This window comes from Streptomyces sp. NPDC030798, from assembly GCF_055572275.1.
In genome coordinates, this window is sequence record NZ_JBVIDR010000006.1 from 382756 (window position 1) to 397499 (window position 14744).

Annotated in this window: 12 protein-coding genes; 4 read left to right on the top strand and 8 right to left on the bottom strand. The window is 72.8% G+C overall.

What is annotated here, in order from left to right:
• Positions 1–45 precede the first annotated feature (45 nt).
• The 3 genes from ACZ404_RS16980 to ACZ404_RS16990 form a co-directional block, all read right to left on the bottom strand.
• On the bottom strand, positions 46–942 hold the full coding sequence (locus tag ACZ404_RS16980; RefSeq protein WP_468440458.1) for a carbohydrate ABC transporter permease: 897 nt from the start codon (positions 940–942) through the stop codon (positions 46–48).
• Positions 939–1940, bottom strand: coding sequence for a carbohydrate ABC transporter permease (locus ACZ404_RS16985; RefSeq protein ID WP_468440460.1), 1002 nt, complete (start codon positions 1938–1940; stop codon positions 939–941). Before ACZ404_RS16985 ends, ACZ404_RS16980 begins: the two co-directional genes overlap by 4 nt.
• Before the next feature lie 86 nt (positions 1941–2026).
• Complete coding sequence (locus ACZ404_RS16990; RefSeq protein WP_468440462.1) at positions 2027–3403, bottom strand: ABC transporter substrate-binding protein; 1377 nt, start codon at positions 3401–3403, stop codon at positions 2027–2029.
• A gap of 309 nt (positions 3404–3712) precedes the next feature.
• On the opposite strand from ACZ404_RS16990, the gene ACZ404_RS16995 reads away from it, so the two are divergent.
• The gene (locus ACZ404_RS16995) at positions 3713–4789 is read left to right on the top strand and encodes a LacI family DNA-binding transcriptional regulator (RefSeq protein ID WP_468440464.1); all 1077 of its coding nucleotides are present in this window, start codon (positions 3713–3715) and stop codon (positions 4787–4789) included.
• Between the two features lie 362 nt (positions 4790–5151).
• Positions 5152–6051 (top strand): SCO2400 family protein, encoded by a 900-nt coding sequence (locus ACZ404_RS17000; protein WP_468440466.1) that lies wholly within the window; start codon positions 5152–5154, stop codon positions 6049–6051.
• A gap of 26 nt (positions 6052–6077) precedes the next feature.
• Here ACZ404_RS17000 and ACZ404_RS17005 read toward each other — a convergent pair whose 3' ends face one another.
• The gene (locus ACZ404_RS17005) at positions 6078–6809 is read right to left on the bottom strand and encodes a TIGR03943 family putative permease subunit (protein ID WP_468440468.1); all 732 of its coding nucleotides are present in this window, start codon (positions 6807–6809) and stop codon (positions 6078–6080) included.
• Positions 6806–7879, bottom strand: coding sequence for a permease (locus ACZ404_RS17010; RefSeq protein ID WP_468440470.1), 1074 nt, complete (start codon positions 7877–7879; stop codon positions 6806–6808). Before ACZ404_RS17010 ends, ACZ404_RS17005 begins: the two co-directional genes overlap by 4 nt.
• 158 nt (positions 7880–8037) lie before the next feature.
• Here ACZ404_RS17010 and ACZ404_RS17015 point away from each other — a divergent pair, with 158 nt between their 5' ends.
• On the top strand, positions 8038–9894 hold the full coding sequence (locus ACZ404_RS17015) for an NAD-binding protein (protein WP_468440613.1): 1857 nt from the start codon (positions 8038–8040) through the stop codon (positions 9892–9894).
• 55 nt (positions 9895–9949) lie between these two features.
• Here ACZ404_RS17015 and ACZ404_RS17020 read toward each other — a convergent pair whose 3' ends face one another.
• A complete protein-coding gene (locus ACZ404_RS17020; protein WP_468440472.1) occupies positions 9950–11779 on the bottom strand; it encodes a S9 family peptidase in 1830 nt (609 codons plus the stop codon).
• 149 nt (positions 11780–11928) lie between these two features.
• Here ACZ404_RS17020 and ACZ404_RS17025 point away from each other — a divergent pair, with 149 nt between their 5' ends.
• Entirely contained in the window at positions 11929–12723 is a 795-nt protein-coding gene (locus tag ACZ404_RS17025) for an SURF1 family protein (RefSeq protein WP_468440474.1), read from the top strand.
• Positions 12724–12748: 25 nt separating this feature from the next.
• On the opposite strand, the gene ACZ404_RS17030 is transcribed toward ACZ404_RS17025, so the two are convergent.
• Together ACZ404_RS17030 and ACZ404_RS17035 are read right to left on the bottom strand one after the other, a co-directional pair.
• Positions 12749–13939, bottom strand: coding sequence for a hypothetical protein (locus ACZ404_RS17030; RefSeq protein WP_468440476.1), 1191 nt, complete (start codon positions 13937–13939; stop codon positions 12749–12751).
• Entirely contained in the window at positions 13936–14625 is a 690-nt protein-coding gene (locus ACZ404_RS17035; protein ID WP_468440478.1) for a SigE family RNA polymerase sigma factor, read from the bottom strand. Before ACZ404_RS17035 ends, ACZ404_RS17030 begins: the two co-directional genes overlap by 4 nt.
• Between the last annotated feature and the right edge of the window lie 119 nt (positions 14626–14744).

Consider the following 14744-nt stretch of genomic DNA (forward strand, 5'->3'; position numbering starts at 1 on the left):
CGGGCGCGTGCGGGAGGCGCGGGCGTCAGGGACGGCGCGGTCGGGTCACTTGAGGCTGCCCACCGTCAGACCGCCCCGCCAGTACCGCTGGAGCAGCAGGAACGCGGCGATCAGCGGCAGGATCGCCACCAGCGAGCCCACGACGACCAGCGTGAACAGCGCGTTGGCGCCGCTCTGCACCATCGCGCCGGCGTACCAGGACTGCAGGCCGACGGTGAGCGGGAACAGCTTGTCGTTGTTGAGCATGACCAGCGGCAGGAAGAAGTTGTTCCAGGTGCCGACCATGGAGAACAGCAGCACGGTGACCAGCGCGGGCTTCAGCGTCGGCAGCGCGACGGACCACAGCACCCGCAGCTCCCCCGCGCCGTCGACGCGGGCGGCCTCCATCAGCTCGTCCGGCAGCGACTCCTGGACGTACACCCGGACCAGGTAGACGCCGAACGGGTTGAGCAGCGAGGGCAGGATGACCGCCCACATGGTGTCGGTCAGCTCCACCTTGCTCAGCAGCAGATAGGTGGGGATGGCGAGCGCGGTCGCCGGGACCATGATGGCGCCGAGCAGGCTGGAGAAGAGCAGGTTGCGGCCCGGGAAGCGGTACTTGGCGAAGGCGTACCCGGCGAGGGTGGCCACCGCGGTGGCGCCGACGCCGCTGACGCCCGCGTAGATCGCGGTGTTGCCCATCCAGCGCAGGTACTCGCCGTCGTTGTACGTGAAGAGCTGCTGGAGGTTGTCGAAGAACGAGCCCGGCGAGTGGAACCACAGGGCGGCCGTGGAGAAGAGGGCGTCGTTGTTCTTGGTGGAGGCCACCAGCAGCCACCAGAACGGCAGCAGGAAGTACAGGATCATCGCCACCATCACCGCGTTGACGGCGATACGTCCCTTGGCGGCGGGCGCCTCGGCGCGCCGGGGGCGGACGGCGGGGGCGGCTACGGTGGTCGTCACTTCAGTCCGCTCCTTCGGCGTGCGGCGAACAGGAACACGTAGGAGCCGACGAAGACCACCGCGCCGAGGGCGAAGGAGATCGCGGCGGAGTAGTTGAACTCCGAGTACTGGAAGGCCAGGTTGTAGGCGTAGAGGTTCGGCGTGTAGTCCGGGGTGATCACCGAGGAGGCGATGGGCCTCAGGACCCGGGGCTCGGTGAAGAACTGCAGCGTGCCGATGATGGTGAACATCAGGGTGAGGACGATCGCCGAGGAGATCATCGGGACCTTGATGCGCAGGGCCGTCTGGATCTGCCCGGCGCCGTCGAGCTTGGCCGCCTCGTAGACCTCGCGGGGCAGGCCCTGCAGGGCGGCGTACAGGACGATCATGTTGTAGCCGGTCCACTGCCAGGTCACGATGTTGCCGAGCGAGGTCAGCATCAGGCCGTGGCCGAGCAGGTCGACCGAGCCGAGGCCGAGGGCGTGGGTGACCGACTGGACCGGGCCGAAGGTCGGGCTGTACAGGAAGCCCCACATCAGCGCGCCGATCACCGCGGGCACCGCGTACGGCATGAACAGGGTCATCCGGAAGACCTTGGCGAGGCGGCCGGTGACCTCGTCGATGAGCAGCGCCCCGAGCAGCGCGAGGCCCAGCATGATCGGGATCTGGACGATGCCGAAGACCGCGACCCGGACCAGGCCGGAGAGGAACTGGTGGTCGGTGAGGGCCTGCTGGTAGTTGGCGAGTCCGCTGAAGTGGTCGCCGCCCACCAGGGTGGAGGTCCTCAGGCTCAGCCAGAGGGCGTAGCCGAGCGGGGCTATGAGGAAGGCCAGGAACAGCACGGTGAACGGGGCGGCCAGCAGCAGGCCCGTCACCCGGTGGCGGGCGCGGCCCGACAGCCGTCCGGTGCGTGGCCGGCCGCGGCCGCCGGCCGTCACGCCCTGACGGCTGCGGCCGGCCGGTGTGTCCGGGGGCGCGGCCGGTGCGGCCGCCGCGGATCCCTGCCCGAGCAGGCTCATCAGATCTCCTTGCGCGTTCTGGATGGCCCCCGCCGGCGACGGGTGCGACGTCTCGGCGCCGGCGGGGGCGGTTCAGAGGAGTGGGGCTACTTGCTGACCTTGAATCCCTGCTTGGACGCGTAGGAGGTCACCTGGTTCTGCAGGGTGTCCGCGACCGACGACCACGGCACCTGGCCCTGGATGGCCTTGCCCACCTCGGTGGTCTGGGTGTTGTAGGCGTAGTCCTGGAACGGGCTCCAGTCGAAGGTGCCGATGCCGTTGGCAGCGGGCACGAACACCTTGTTGACCTGCTGGCCGCCGAAGAAGTCGTACTTCTTGTCCTTGAAGTACGCGCCGTTCAGCACCGAGTTGACGGTCGGGAAGAGGTAGGCCTGGTCGATGCCGATCTTCCAGGCGGCCTGCGACTCGCCGAACAGCTCACGCGCGACCTCGGTGGCCTCCTTGGGGTGCGCGGTCTTCGCGGTGACCGCGAAGGACGAGCCGCCCCAGTCGCCCTGGGCGTTGCCGCCGGCCGTCCACTGCGGCAGCGGGGCGGCGCGCCACTTGCCGGCGGTCTTCTTGGCGACGCTGGAGAGGTAGCCCGGGCCCCAGCCGGCGGCGATGTAGGTCGCGTACTTGCCGCTGCTGAGCCCGTTGTAGAAGTCGGTGGTGGCGTACGAGGCGGTGTCGACCAGCTTGTTCTTGACCAGGTCGCCCCAGTAGTCGTACACCTGCTTGGCGCCCGCGTCGTTCAGCTTGACGCCGATGTTCGGCAGCTTGCTCGCCGAGTAGTCGTACGGCTTCGAGCCCGCCTGCCACATCAAACCCTGGAGCCAGCCCGCCGCGGTCTCGTCGCTGCCGAAGTCGGTCATGTACGCCTTCGGGTCGGCCTTGTGCAGCTTGGCGGCCTCCTGCTTGAACTCCGCCCATGTCTTGGGCACCTTCAGGCCGTACTTCTTGAAGATGTCGGCGCGGTAGAGCATCGCCATGGGGCCGGCGTCGACCGGGACGGCGTAGACGCTGTCACCGTCGGAGACCTGCTTCCAGGCCCAGCCGACGTACTTGCCCCTGTCGTCGTTCGCGCCGTACTTGCCCATGTCCAGCAGGCCCTTGGTGAGCTGGATCGTCGGCAGCTCCTGGAACTCCAGCATGACGACGTCGGGAGCGCCCTGGCCGGCCTTGAGGGCGGTCTTGAGCTTGGTGTACTCGTCCTGACCGACGCCCGCCTGGACCCAGTCCACCTGGACGTCCTTGTGGGTCTTGTTGAACTCGGCGACGACCTGCTTGAACTCCGGGTACCACGCCCACACCTTGATGTGCACCGGGCCGTTGCCGGAGGAGCCGCTGCCGCTTGTGCCGCCGGAACCGCAGGCCGCCAGCAGCGCGGTGGCCCCGGCGGCGGCCACGGTCGCTCGGGCGATCCGGCGGGCGGTACGAGGTGCGCGGCGCCGGGCGGCTGTCGGGTGCAGTCTGCTGGAAGACATCGGCGTACTCCTGGGTGAGGTGCTGGGTCGATCGTTCGAAATCCCGGACGTTGTCCGAGATCTGAACCACAGTCGGCCACGAGGCGGGAACGACATGGCGAGTTGGACCGCATTCGGGGGTTCGCCCCAGCGCGGAGAGGCAGTGGCAACTGATCGCGTCGTCGAAATCGTCTCTGATACGCTCTGCAGCGCTGCAAAAGTGTTAACCCGAGGATTGCCACGCTGCAAGAGGATGCGCAGAAGAAACTTCAGCGCCTCCCGGTAACAGCACAACGGTCACATCGGTCTCCACAGGCAAAAGGTGCACTCATGGGCAAAGGCGTCACACTTCGCGATGTGGCCGCACGTGCGGGTGTCTCCAGCCGCACGGTGTCCAACGTGGTCAACGGCTACGCACCGGTCGCCGAGGCCACCCGGGCACGGGTGCAGCGGGCCGTGGAGGAACTCGGTTACCGGCCCAACGTGCTCGCCCGCAACCTCGCCGCCGGCCGCTCCGGCCAGATCGCGGTCGTGGTGCCCTACCTGGACACCCCGTACTTCTCCGAGCTGCTCCAGGGCATCATCCGCGCGGCCCGGGTCCAGGGGTACAACGTCCTGATCGACCAGACGGACGGCGACGCCGAGCACGAGAAGCTGTTCCTCACCCGGGGGTCGACCCACCTGCTCTTCGACGGCGTGATCTTCAGCCCGCTGGGCCTGGCGCAGGCCGACCTGTCCGCGCGGGACCCGAGCCTGCCGCTGGTCGTCCTCGGCGAGCGGGTCAGCGACGGCGGGTTCGACCATGTCGGCATCGACGACGTCGCCGCCTCCCGGGAGGCCACCGAGCACCTCATCGGGCTCGGCCGGCGCCGTATCGCGGCGATCGGCGACCAGCCGTACCGCACCGGCGAGGCGGCTCAGCTGCGCACCCGCGGCTTCCGGCTGGCCCACGAGCGCGCCGGGACACCCGTGCGCGAGGAGCTGGTGATCTCCACCCCGCGCTTCAACCGCTCCGACGGCGCCGCCGCCATGGAGCACCTGCTGAGCCTGCCCGAACCGCCCGACGCCGTCTTCTGCTACAGCGACCTGGTCGCCCTGGGCGCGATGCGCACGCTGGCCTCACGGGGGCTGCGCGTCCCCGAGGACATCGCGGTCGTCGGCTACGACGACATTGAGGACGGGCGCTACTCCAACCCGTCCGTCACCACGATCTCGCCGGACAAGCGGATGATCGCCGAGACCGCGGTCGACCGCCTCCTCACCCGCATCGCCAGCCCCACCCCGGTCCCGGGCGAGGAGATCCGCGCACCGCACCGGCTGGCGGTGCGAGAGAGCACGGTGGGCCGTGTGCCGGACCGGGCCGGGGCTCCGGCAGCGGGTCGGGAGACGGGGAGCGAGGGCACTTAGGACCTGTACGGCGGCCCGGTGATCAACCCGGCCGGGTCGGGTGTCGCCGTGACCGAGCATGCGGGGCGGCGGCCGGTTCCTGTGCAGGTTCCGGCCGCCCGTTGACGGCTCTCTTACGGCGGCCCGTACGGCTTTGACGGGGTTCTTACGACTCCTGGCCACCTGACCGATGCATCCGGGCCGGACCCGGGCTGAATCCGGGACGGCCCATGAATCCGCAGAGAATGTGTGCAGGAGAGCCACATGGGGTGCACACAGTCTTCCGAAAGCCTCGTTAGCGTTGCTGGCCGCTCGATCCCACGTGCGAACGTGGCCAGGCCCCGGCCGAGGCCGCTGGAGCCGCCGACCCAGGAAGCCCTCACATGGACTACTGCTCCTCGTGCCGCCGCCACCTGAACGGCGCCCTGGTGTGCCCCGGGTGCGGCGCCTACGCCCCGGACATCGCTCCTCCGAGGGCCATGAGCACGCGGAGTGCCTCGCACGAAGCCGCCCCGCACGGCGTTTCGCACGACGCCTCGTACAACACCCCCCACGACGCCTGGTACGACGAGCTTCCCGCCGAGCCGGCGGCCGCCGCCGGGTCCGACGAGACCCCGCGCTTCCACCCCTCCGGTGACGTGGAGGGCGCTCCGCCCGCGCCGCGGGGACGGGCCGCGCGGCGGCGTCAGCTGGCCCGCTGGAAGAAGAACAAGCGCCGGGCCGCGGTCGCGACCGCCGTCGCGCTCGTCGGCGGCGGGCTCACCCTGGCCTCCATGGACCGCTCGTCCGGCGACCGGGCCCAGGCGGCCGCCGCACCGGACGACCGGCCCATGGGCGCCCGGGACGGCGAGGCCTCCCCCGACAACGGCCCGGCGTCCCCGGCCCCCGGCACCCACCGCTCCTCACACCAGACGGCTCCCGGCCACGCCCGGCAGCCCGCGACCGGCACCACCGGCGGTCCCCACCGCGCCGCCGCACCGCGCACCACCCCGGCGAACGCCCACCCGGACGCCGCAGCCAGCACGCCCCTGCCCGCCGGGGCCCCGGCCGCACAGCACCAGGCCGCCGTCCCGGCCTCGGGCGGCACGAGCGCGGGAGACACGAGCGGCGCGGACACCACGGACACCGGCTCCACCGGCTCCGGTACGTCGGCGCAGCAGCCGTCCAGCCCCTCCCCCGCGCCCTCCACCGACACGAGCACGTCGTCCTCGTCCTCCACGACCCCGTCCTCGGACCCCACCTCCCCGTCCCACCTCTGCCTCCTCGTGGTGTGCCTGGGCTGAGGCCGGTCGGTTCGGGGCCGGTTGCCTCAGTTGTTCCAGGTCTCGTCGTACGGATCGTGCGGGGTCGGTACCGGCTTCGCCGACGTGACCTTCAGGTAGGGGATCGGTCCGTTGTTGACCGGATCGTGGGTCAGCTTCGGCGTGTAGGTGCCGGTGACCTCCAGCCAGGCGTCCGGGCGGAGCACCGGGGGCAGCGTGCCGGTCAGGGCGATCTTGACCGGCTGGGCGTCCGCCGCACAGCAGTTGAGGGCCATGCGGACCAGGTACGGGGCGCCCGAGTGGTCCAGCGCGAGGAAGCCGGTGACACGGACGGGGCGGCCGTGCAGCGAGCGGCCGTGGTCGTAGGCGGCACGCGAGGCGTAGTCGACCACGCTGAGCGGGGCCGGGTCGGCGGTGGGCAACTTCCCGTAGCCGTACGGCTTCTGCAGGGCCGTACCGGAGCGCAGGGCGCTGTACGAGCCGAGGGCCGGCGGAGCCACCAGGATGAGGGACAGCAGGGGCAGGAGCAGCAGCCAGGAGATGCGGGGTTCGGGGTGGGAGTGGGCACCCTCCTCCGCGGCGACCGCCTTGGCCGCCTTCGCGGCTCTGCGTTCGTACCATGCCGTCGCCAGCGCCGCCGCGATCAGCACCGCGCCCGACGCCAGCAGCAGGGGTTGCAGACCGGCCTTGACGTACCGCAGGTAGAGGTCGGTGGCGCCCGCGTGCAGCAGGGCGGCGCCGAGCAGGAACATGACGGCCGCCTGGGCCTGGCGGTTCACAGGAGTACCGCCCCGGTCAGCACCGCGCCGCCGATCGCCAGGGCGAACGTGGCGGGGGCGAAGCGGAGGGCGAAGCCGCGGCCGAAGGTACCGGCCTGCATCGCGAAGAGCTTGAGGTCGATCATCGGACCCACCACCAGGAACACCAGCTTGGCCGTCAGGGAGAACTGGGTGAGGGAGGCCGCGACGAACGCGTCCGCCTCCGAGCAGATGGACAGCAGCACGGCCAGCACGGCCAGCGCGAGCACGGAGAACAGGGGCTGGTCCGCCGCCGTGCGCAGCCAGGTCGCCGGGGTCGCCGCCTTCAGCGTGGCCGCGGCCATCGCGCCCAGCACCAGGAAGCCGCCCGCGTGCATGGTGTCGTGCCGGACCGAGTTCCAGAACGCCTCGCCCCTGGTGGCGCCCTCGTGTGCCCCGTGCGCCGGTGGGCGCAGCCAGTCCGTGCGGCCCAGGCGCTGCCACAGCCAGCCCATCGCGCAGGCCACCAGGAGGCTGCCGAGGAAGCGGGCCAGCACCATCTCCGGGTCGCGCGGGAAGGCGACGGCCGTGGCGGTCAGCACGATCGGGTTGATCGCCGGGGCGGACAGCAGGAAGGCCAGGGCGGCGGCCGGGGTCACGCCCCGGCGCACCAGCGCGCCCGCCACCGGGACCGAGGCGCACTCGCAGCCCGGCAGCACCGCGCCGCCCAGCGCGGCCACCGGTACGGCCAGGGCGGGGCGGCTCGGCAGGGCGCGGGCGAAGAAGGAGGGGGGTACGAAGACCGCGATGGCCGCCGAGAGGAGGACGCCCAGGACCAGGAAGGGCAGCGCCTGGACGGTCACGGCGACGAACACCGTCATCCAGCTCTGCATCAGCGGGGTGCCGAGGGCTCCGCGCAACGGGGACTGGGCGAGCACGGCCAGCAGCAGGACCAGGGTGAGGAGCAGCGGGGAGCTGAGCCTGCGGCCCTCCCGGTCGCCACTGCCGGGACCGGACGTGCCGCTCTCCCGGTCGCCGGTGCCGGGACCGGCGGGGTGCGCCGGGGCGGCCCGCTCGGTGGTGCCGGGCGAGGCGTCTTCGGTGATGGCCACGGGCGGGTACCTCCGGCTCTGTGCTCCCTCCCCCTGCGTACGCGGCCGGGCCCACAGATGTTCACCTCGTTGCTGGAACCACCCGTTTCCTTGGGGCAGTCTTTTCCCTCGTGGCGAGCGTTCCGTATCAGGGTGGGCCCGGCGCCCCGGTGGCGCACATGGTGGTGTGCGGTGACGACGGGCTCGCGCACCGGCTGACCGCCGAGCTGCGCGGGATGCACGGCGAACAGGTCACCCTCGTGGTGCCGCCCAGCGAGCGGACGGCGCGGCCCCCGGTGGTCGGGCGGGCCCGGGCCGCCTCGGCGGCACTGCTCGACCGCGTGGTCAGCGCCGCCGTCGGCCGGGGCGGCGGCAACGGACACCCGCCCGTCGGTGGGAACGGGGGCACCGGGAGTCAACGGGCCGAGGACGACAGCCTGTTGGAGGCCGTCGATCCGACGGAGGCGGTGCTCGCCGAGGCCGGGGTGGAGCGGGCCGCCGCGCTGGCGCTCGTGTACGACGACGACGAGACCAACATCCGGGCCGCGCTGACCGCCCGCCGGCTCAACCCGCGCCTGCGGCTCGTGCTGCGGCTCTACAACCGGCGGCTGGGCCAGCACATCGAGGAACTCCTCGACCAGGCGGCCGCGTTGGCCTCCGGCTCCGGTCCCGGTGAGGGGGCGGCGGCTGCCGTGGAGGCGTCCACGACCGTGCTGTCCGACGCCGACACCGCCGCGCCCGCGCTGGCCGCCGCCGCGGTGGCCGGCACCACCAAGGTCGTCCAGACCGACAGTCTGCTGCTGCGGGCCGTGGAGCGGATGCCGTCCCGGGACGGGCAGATCACCGACCGGGGACTGTGCACACTGGCCCTGCTCTCGGCGAACGGCACGGGTGCCGCCGGGGCGGACGGGGCCGCAGACGCCGACGAGCAGGGGCCCCGGCTGCTCCCGGACGACGAGGAGGTACGGCGGGCCGACGGGCGGGCCGCCGTCGTGCTGGAGGAGGTGTCGTCCGCGTCCGGCGGTCCGGCGTCGGACGCGGACGGGCGCGGGGTGGGGGTCGTACCGCCGCTCGCCTCCCTGTTCTCGCGGCGGCTGCGGTGGTCGCTGGCCGGACTGGTGGGGTGTGTGGTGGCGCTCGCCGTGGCGCTGTGGGTGGTCGCCGATGTGCATCCGCTGGGGGCCTTCTATCTGACGCTGCTGGACCTGTTCGCGATCGACGACCCGGCGCTCGGGCAGCCGATCGGGCGGCAGGTGCTGCAACTGCTGTCCGGTCTGGTCGGGTTGCTGCTGCTGCCGGTGCTGCTGGCGGCGGTGCTCGAGGCGCTCGGCACCTTCCGGACCACCTCCGGGCTGCGCAAGCCCCCGCGCGGGCTCGGCGGGCATGTGGTGCTGCTCGGGTTGGGCAAGATCGGCACCAGGGTGCTGACCCGGCTGCGGGAGCTGCACATCTCCGTGGTGTGCGTGGAGTCCGACCCGGAGGCGCGGGGGCTGGCGACCGCACGCCGGCTGCGGGTCCCGGTGGTGCTGGGGGACGTCACACAGGAGGGGGTGCTGGAGGCGGCGAAGATCCACCGGGCGCACGCGCTGCTCGCGGTGACCAGCGCCGACACGACGAATCTGGAGGCCGTGCTGTACGCGCGGTCCGTGCGGCCGGATCTCCGGGTGGTGCTGCGGCTGTACGACGACGACTTCGCGGCGGCGGTGTACCGGACGCTGCGGGCCGCGCATCCGCAGGCGTCGACGCGGAGCCGGAGTGTGTCGCACCTGTCGGCGCCGGCGTTCGCGGGGGCGATGCTCGGGCGTCAGGTGCTGGGGGCGCTGCCGGTGGAGCGGCGGGTGCTGCTGTTCGCTTCGGTGGACGTGGCCGGGCACCGGGAGCTGGAGGGGCGGAGCGTGGGAGAGGCGTTCCGGGCCGGGGCCTGGCGGGTGCTGGCGGTGGAGGGCCGGGCGACGGTCCCCTCGTCCTACGTGCTGCGGCCCGGCGACCGCGTCGTCGTCGCCGCGACCCGCCGAGGCCTGGCCGACCTGGACTGACCGCCCGGAACGTCGCCCCGGGCGGTGCCGTGCACGGGTGTTTCCGGGGCCGGAGTCACTCCGCCGGCAGGTGTCTCCTCGCGAAGTCCAGTTCCAGCCGGACCTGCTTGATCCGCTCGTCGACCACCAGGGAGCCGTGCCCCGCGTCGTAGCGGTACACCTCGTGGGTGGCGCCGCGGGCCTCCAGGCGCTTGACGTAGTTGTCGATCTGGCGGATCGGGCAGCGGGGGTCGTTGACGCCGGCCGAGATGTAGACCGGGGCCTTGACCTGGTCGACGTAGGTGAGCGGGGAGGACGCCTCGAAGCGTTCCGGGACCTCCTCCGGGGTGCCGCCCAGGAGGGTGCGGTCCATGGCCTTCAGGGCCTCCATCTCGTCGTGGTAGGCCGTGACGTAGTCCGCGACCGGCACCACCGCGATGCCCACCGCCCACGCCTCGGGCTGGGTGCCGAGGCCGAGGAGGGTGAGGTAGCCGCCCCAGGAGCCGCCGGTGAGGACCAGGCGGGCGGGGTCGGCGAGGCCGGAGGAGACGGCCCAGTCACGGACCGCGGCGACGTCCTCCAGCTCGATCAGCCCGACCCGGTGCTTGAGCGCGTCCGTCCAGGCGCGGCCGTACCCGGTGGAGCCCCGGTAGTTGACGCGGATCACCGCGTACCCGTGGTCCACCCAGGCCGCCGGGGCCGCCGCGAAGGAGTCGCTGTCGTGCCAGGTGGGACCGCCGTGCAGGTCGAAGACGGTGGGCAGGGGCCCGGTGGCACCGGCCGGCTTCTGGATCAGGGCGTGGACGAGGCCCCCGGGGCCCTCCACCCACGCGTCCTCCACCGGCACCGACGGCGGGCACTTCATGCCGGGCGGGTCGAGGACGACCGCGCCGCTGGTCGAGCGGACCGCGGGCGGCTCGGCGGCCGACGACCACAGGTACTCGACGCTGCCGTCGGGGCGGGCCGTCGCCCCGGAGACCGTGCCCGGCGGGGTGGGGATGCGGGTCAGCTCGCGGGTGGCCAGGTCGTAGCGCAGCAGCTCGCTGCGGGCCTTGTGGCTGTGGGCGATGAGCAGGGCGCTGCCGTCCGGGTACCACTCGGCGCCGACGTCGCCGGGCAGGTCGAGGACGAGGTCGGTCTCCTCGCCCGTCGCCACGTCCCACACCAGCGGCTCCCAGCGGCCCCGGCGCTGGTGGCCGATGAGCAGACGCGTGTCGCCGTCGACGGGCGCGAAGCCCAGCACCTCCAGGCCCAGCTCCTCGGTGCCGCCCTTGGTGTCGTCCAGCTCGGCGACCGCCGTGCCGTCCGGGCGCAGCACGCGCAGCGCCGCGTGCATGGCGTCGCCGTGCTCGGTGTGCTCGACGGCGATCAGGGTGCCGTCGTGCGAGAGGTCGCCGACGCCCGCCGACTCGCGGTGCCGGTAGATCTCCACCGGGCTCTCGCCGGCGCGGGCCAGGTGGATGGTCGTACCGTCCTCGTCCGTGGAGCGGCCGACGACCGCCGTGCGGCCGTCGCGGGCCAGGGCCAGGCCGGCCGGGTAGGAGGGGGCGAGGCCGGGCACGGCCGGCTCGTCCGGGCCGCCCGCGAAGGGCTGGCGGCGCCAGATGCCGAACTCGTCGCCGTCCTTGTCGTCGAACCACCAGATCCAGGCGCCGTCCGGGGACAGCACACCGTCCGTCGTGCCGTTCGGCCGGTTCGTCGCCTGGCGCTGCTCGCCCGTGACACGGTCCCAGGCGTACAGCTCGTACGTACCCGTCGCGTTCGACACGAACAGGGATCGGTCCGGCGCGTCCTGCGCCCAGTCGGGCAGCGAGACCCGCGGCGCCCGAAAGCGCTTCTCCCAGTCCGGCATGGTGTCGGCGCCCGGTGTCCCAGGCGCCCTGCTGTCACTCTTCGCCCCAGTCATGCGCCCATAGTGCCTGGCCCGACCGACAACGCGCTGGCCTGCCTCCCCAGCCTGTGGACAACGTCCCGATCACGCCCACAGAGTCCGCACACCTGTCCACTCCGGGCCCCCGGGACGGCCCCGCGCAACGGGCGCCGTACCGTTGATGCGTGTACCGGTTTCTGCTGACACCCCGCTGGTGGGGCATCAACGTCTTCGTGCTGCTCGCCGTCCCGTTCTGCATCTTCATGGGGTCCTGGCAGCTGAGCCGGTTCGAGGGGCGGGTCCAGGACCATCGCGCCGCAACCGAACAGGCCGCCACCGACCGGCACGAGAAGGCGCGGCCGCTGGCCTCGATGCTCCCGGTGGACAAGGCCACCTCGGGACGGCGGGTCAGCGCGAGCGGCCAGTACGGCAAGCAGCTCCTGGTGCCCGGCCGCGAGCTCGACGGCAAGAGCGGTTTCTACGTGCTGACGCTGCTGCGCACCGACTCCGGCCGGGCCCTGCCCGTGGTCCGCGGCTGGCTGCCCGGCACCGCCGACGCGGCCAAGGCACCGGCCCCGCCCGCCGGCGAGGTCACCGTCACCGGCGCGCTGCAGGCCTCGGAGACCCCCGGCGACAACGGGGTCAGCGCCCAGGGCGGGCTGCCCGCCGGGCAGACGGCGGCGATCAGCTCGGCCTCCCTGGTCAACCTGGTGCCGTACAGGCTGTACGACGCCTGGGTCACCCTGGACCGGGCCGACGCCGGGATGAAGGCCGTGCCCGCGACCGCACCGGACGGCACCGGGCTGGACCTCAAGGCGTTCCAGAACCTCGGCTACACCGGCGAGTGGTTCGTCTTCGCCGGCTTCGTCGTCTTCATGTGGTTCCGGCTGCTGCGCCGCGAGGTGGAGTTCCACCGGGACGCGGCGCTGGGCCTGGTGCCCGAGCAGACCGGCCAGGAGGAGCAGCGGACCACCGTCTGACGAGCGGTGGGCCGCCGTGCGACGACTACGACGCCGCCAGCACCCCGGTGTAGTACACCACCCCGGCGCACGCGCCCGGGACCGTCGCCGACACGCTCGGGGAGCCCGGCTGGGCGGTGTGGGTGACGAGGACGCTGCCGTCGGCCGTGCCGCCGTCCTCGGTGACGAGCTGGGTCGTGGTGCCCGAGGAGGTGCCGCTGTCGGTGGTCCCCGAGGCACCGGCGTCCTGGCTGGGCGTCGGGTCCGGCGAGGGGTCGGTCGTCGGGCCGGTCGTGGTGCCGCCGGTGGTGGGGCAGGTCTCGGAGGGCACGAACGCGAACCTCTCCTCGTAGGCCGCGCCCGGCTGCAGGACCAGCGCGGTGGCCTCCTGGGAGGGGTCGGGCAGCCCGGCCGCCGCATCCCCGGCGACATGCCGGGCGCCGGTCACCTTGGCCGGGTCGGCGGCGCCCTGTGCGGCGACCGCGACGGTGCCCGCGCCGCCGACGGTGCAACTGGCCGAGGAGACGTTGGTGACGCGGAAGGTGCCGTAGACGACACCCGCGGAGTCGGGCGCGTTGACGCTCTGGGTGGCGGAGCCGAGCTGGGCCGCCGTGCACAGCGGGGCGCCGACGGCCACGGTGGCGGACGGGTTGGTCCCGCTGGACGAGCCGGTGCCGCCGGTCCCGCCCTTCTCACCGTGCTTGCCGCTGTCCTTGCCGGGCCCGGAGGTCTTGCCGTGGTGACCGACGGGGCCGCTGGAGCCACCGTCCTGTTCCTTTCCCTGGTCGGCGCCGCCCTGGCTCTGGGAGGTCTGTCCGGCCATGGCGGTGTTCGGGTCGGAGCCGCCCGCGCCCGAGACGTGGATGAGGGCGGGGATCGCGGTGCCGATGAACAGGGCCGCGGCGGCCATGCCGACGGCGGCCTGGCGCTTGCGGGCCCGCCGGGCGGGGACCGCCCGGCGCAGGTGGTCCAGGGTGCCGGTGCGCGGTTCGACGTCCTCGACCGCGGCGTGCAGCATGCGGCGCAGGGCCAGCTCGTCGGTGTCCAGGCCGTCGAGACCCGGGTCGAACCCCTCGGGGCCCTGTGCGTCGGGGCCGTGGTTCACAGTTCCGTTCCCAGCGTGCGATTGCGTGTGCTCTTGCTCGTCGCCCCGCGTCGGCTCGTGCCAGGCGAAGGGCTCGTGGCGGTCATGGGAGGAGCGGCCACCGGTGTCGCCCCCTTCGGGTCGCTCGCTCATGCCGGCGCCTCCATGGCCACCCGCAGGGCGGCGATGCCCCGCGAACCGTACGCCTTCACCGAGCCCAGCGAGATGCCGAGCGTCTCGGCGACCTGCGCCTCGGTCATGTCCGCGAAGTAGCGCAGCACCAGCACCTCGCGCTGGCGGCGCTGCAGCCCCTTCATCGCCTTGATCAGGTCGCGCCGCTCGAGCTGGTCGTAGGCGCCCTCCTCCGCGCTCGCCATGTCGGGCATCGGCTTGGAGAGCAGCTTCAGGCCGAGGATGCGCCGGCGCAGGGCGGAGCGGGAGAGGTTGACGACCGTCTGCCGGAGGTAGGCGAGGGTCTTCTCGGGGTCGCGGACCCGCTTGCGGGCGGAGTGGACGCGGATGAAGGCCTCCTGGACGACGTCCTCGCAGGAGGCGGTGTCGTCGAGGAGGAGGGCCGCGAGGCCGAGCAGCGAGCGGTAGTGCGCCCGGTAGGTCTCGGTGAGGTGGTCGACGGTCGTCCCGACGGCCGCGGCGTCCGCGGTGGCGGTCGCGGTGTCGTCGGAGCCGTCACGCTGACTGGGTATGCGGGCGGGCCGCGCTGCGGGCATGGGCGCGATCACCGGCATGCCGCCGGGAATGCGCGGCCGGAGCGCCGCCGCGCGGGGCGGCCGGAGCGCCGCGGTGCCGCGGGCCGCAGTGAGTTCGAGTACCTCTGCCACGCCAGTTGGACACGTCTCCCCCCGTCAGGGTTGTACGTGCCGGGCGTCACATGTGCGACGACCGACGGTGCCTCTAGTGCCGTCATGCGTCCGCTCTTCCCCTATGTCCTGTTTGACGG

Bases quoted from the DNA above. Each gene is read 5' to 3' on its own strand.
- ACZ404_RS17020 (WP_468440472.1), bottom strand. From the start codon at position 11,779: ATGACTGGGGCGAAGAGTGACAGCAGGGCGCCTGGGACACCGGGCGCC.
- ACZ404_RS16985 (WP_468440460.1), bottom strand. From the start codon at position 1,940: ATGAGCCTGCTCGGGCAGGGATCCGCGGCGGCCGCACCGGCCGCGCCC.
- ACZ404_RS16995 (WP_468440464.1), top strand. From the start codon at position 3,713: ATGGGCAAAGGCGTCACACTTCGCGATGTGGCCGCACGTGCGGGTGTC.
- ACZ404_RS16990 (WP_468440462.1), bottom strand. From the start codon at position 3,403: ATGTCTTCCAGCAGACTGCACCCGACAGCCGCCCGGCGCCGCGCACCT.
- ACZ404_RS17000 (WP_468440466.1), top strand. From the start codon at position 5,152: ATGGACTACTGCTCCTCGTGCCGCCGCCACCTGAACGGCGCCCTGGTG.
- ACZ404_RS17015 (WP_468440613.1), top strand. From the start codon at position 8,038: ATGGTGGTGTGCGGTGACGACGGGCTCGCGCACCGGCTGACCGCCGAG.
- ACZ404_RS17030 (WP_468440476.1), bottom strand. From the start codon at position 13,939: ATGAGCGAGCGACCCGAAGGGGGCGACACCGGTGGCCGCTCCTCCCAT.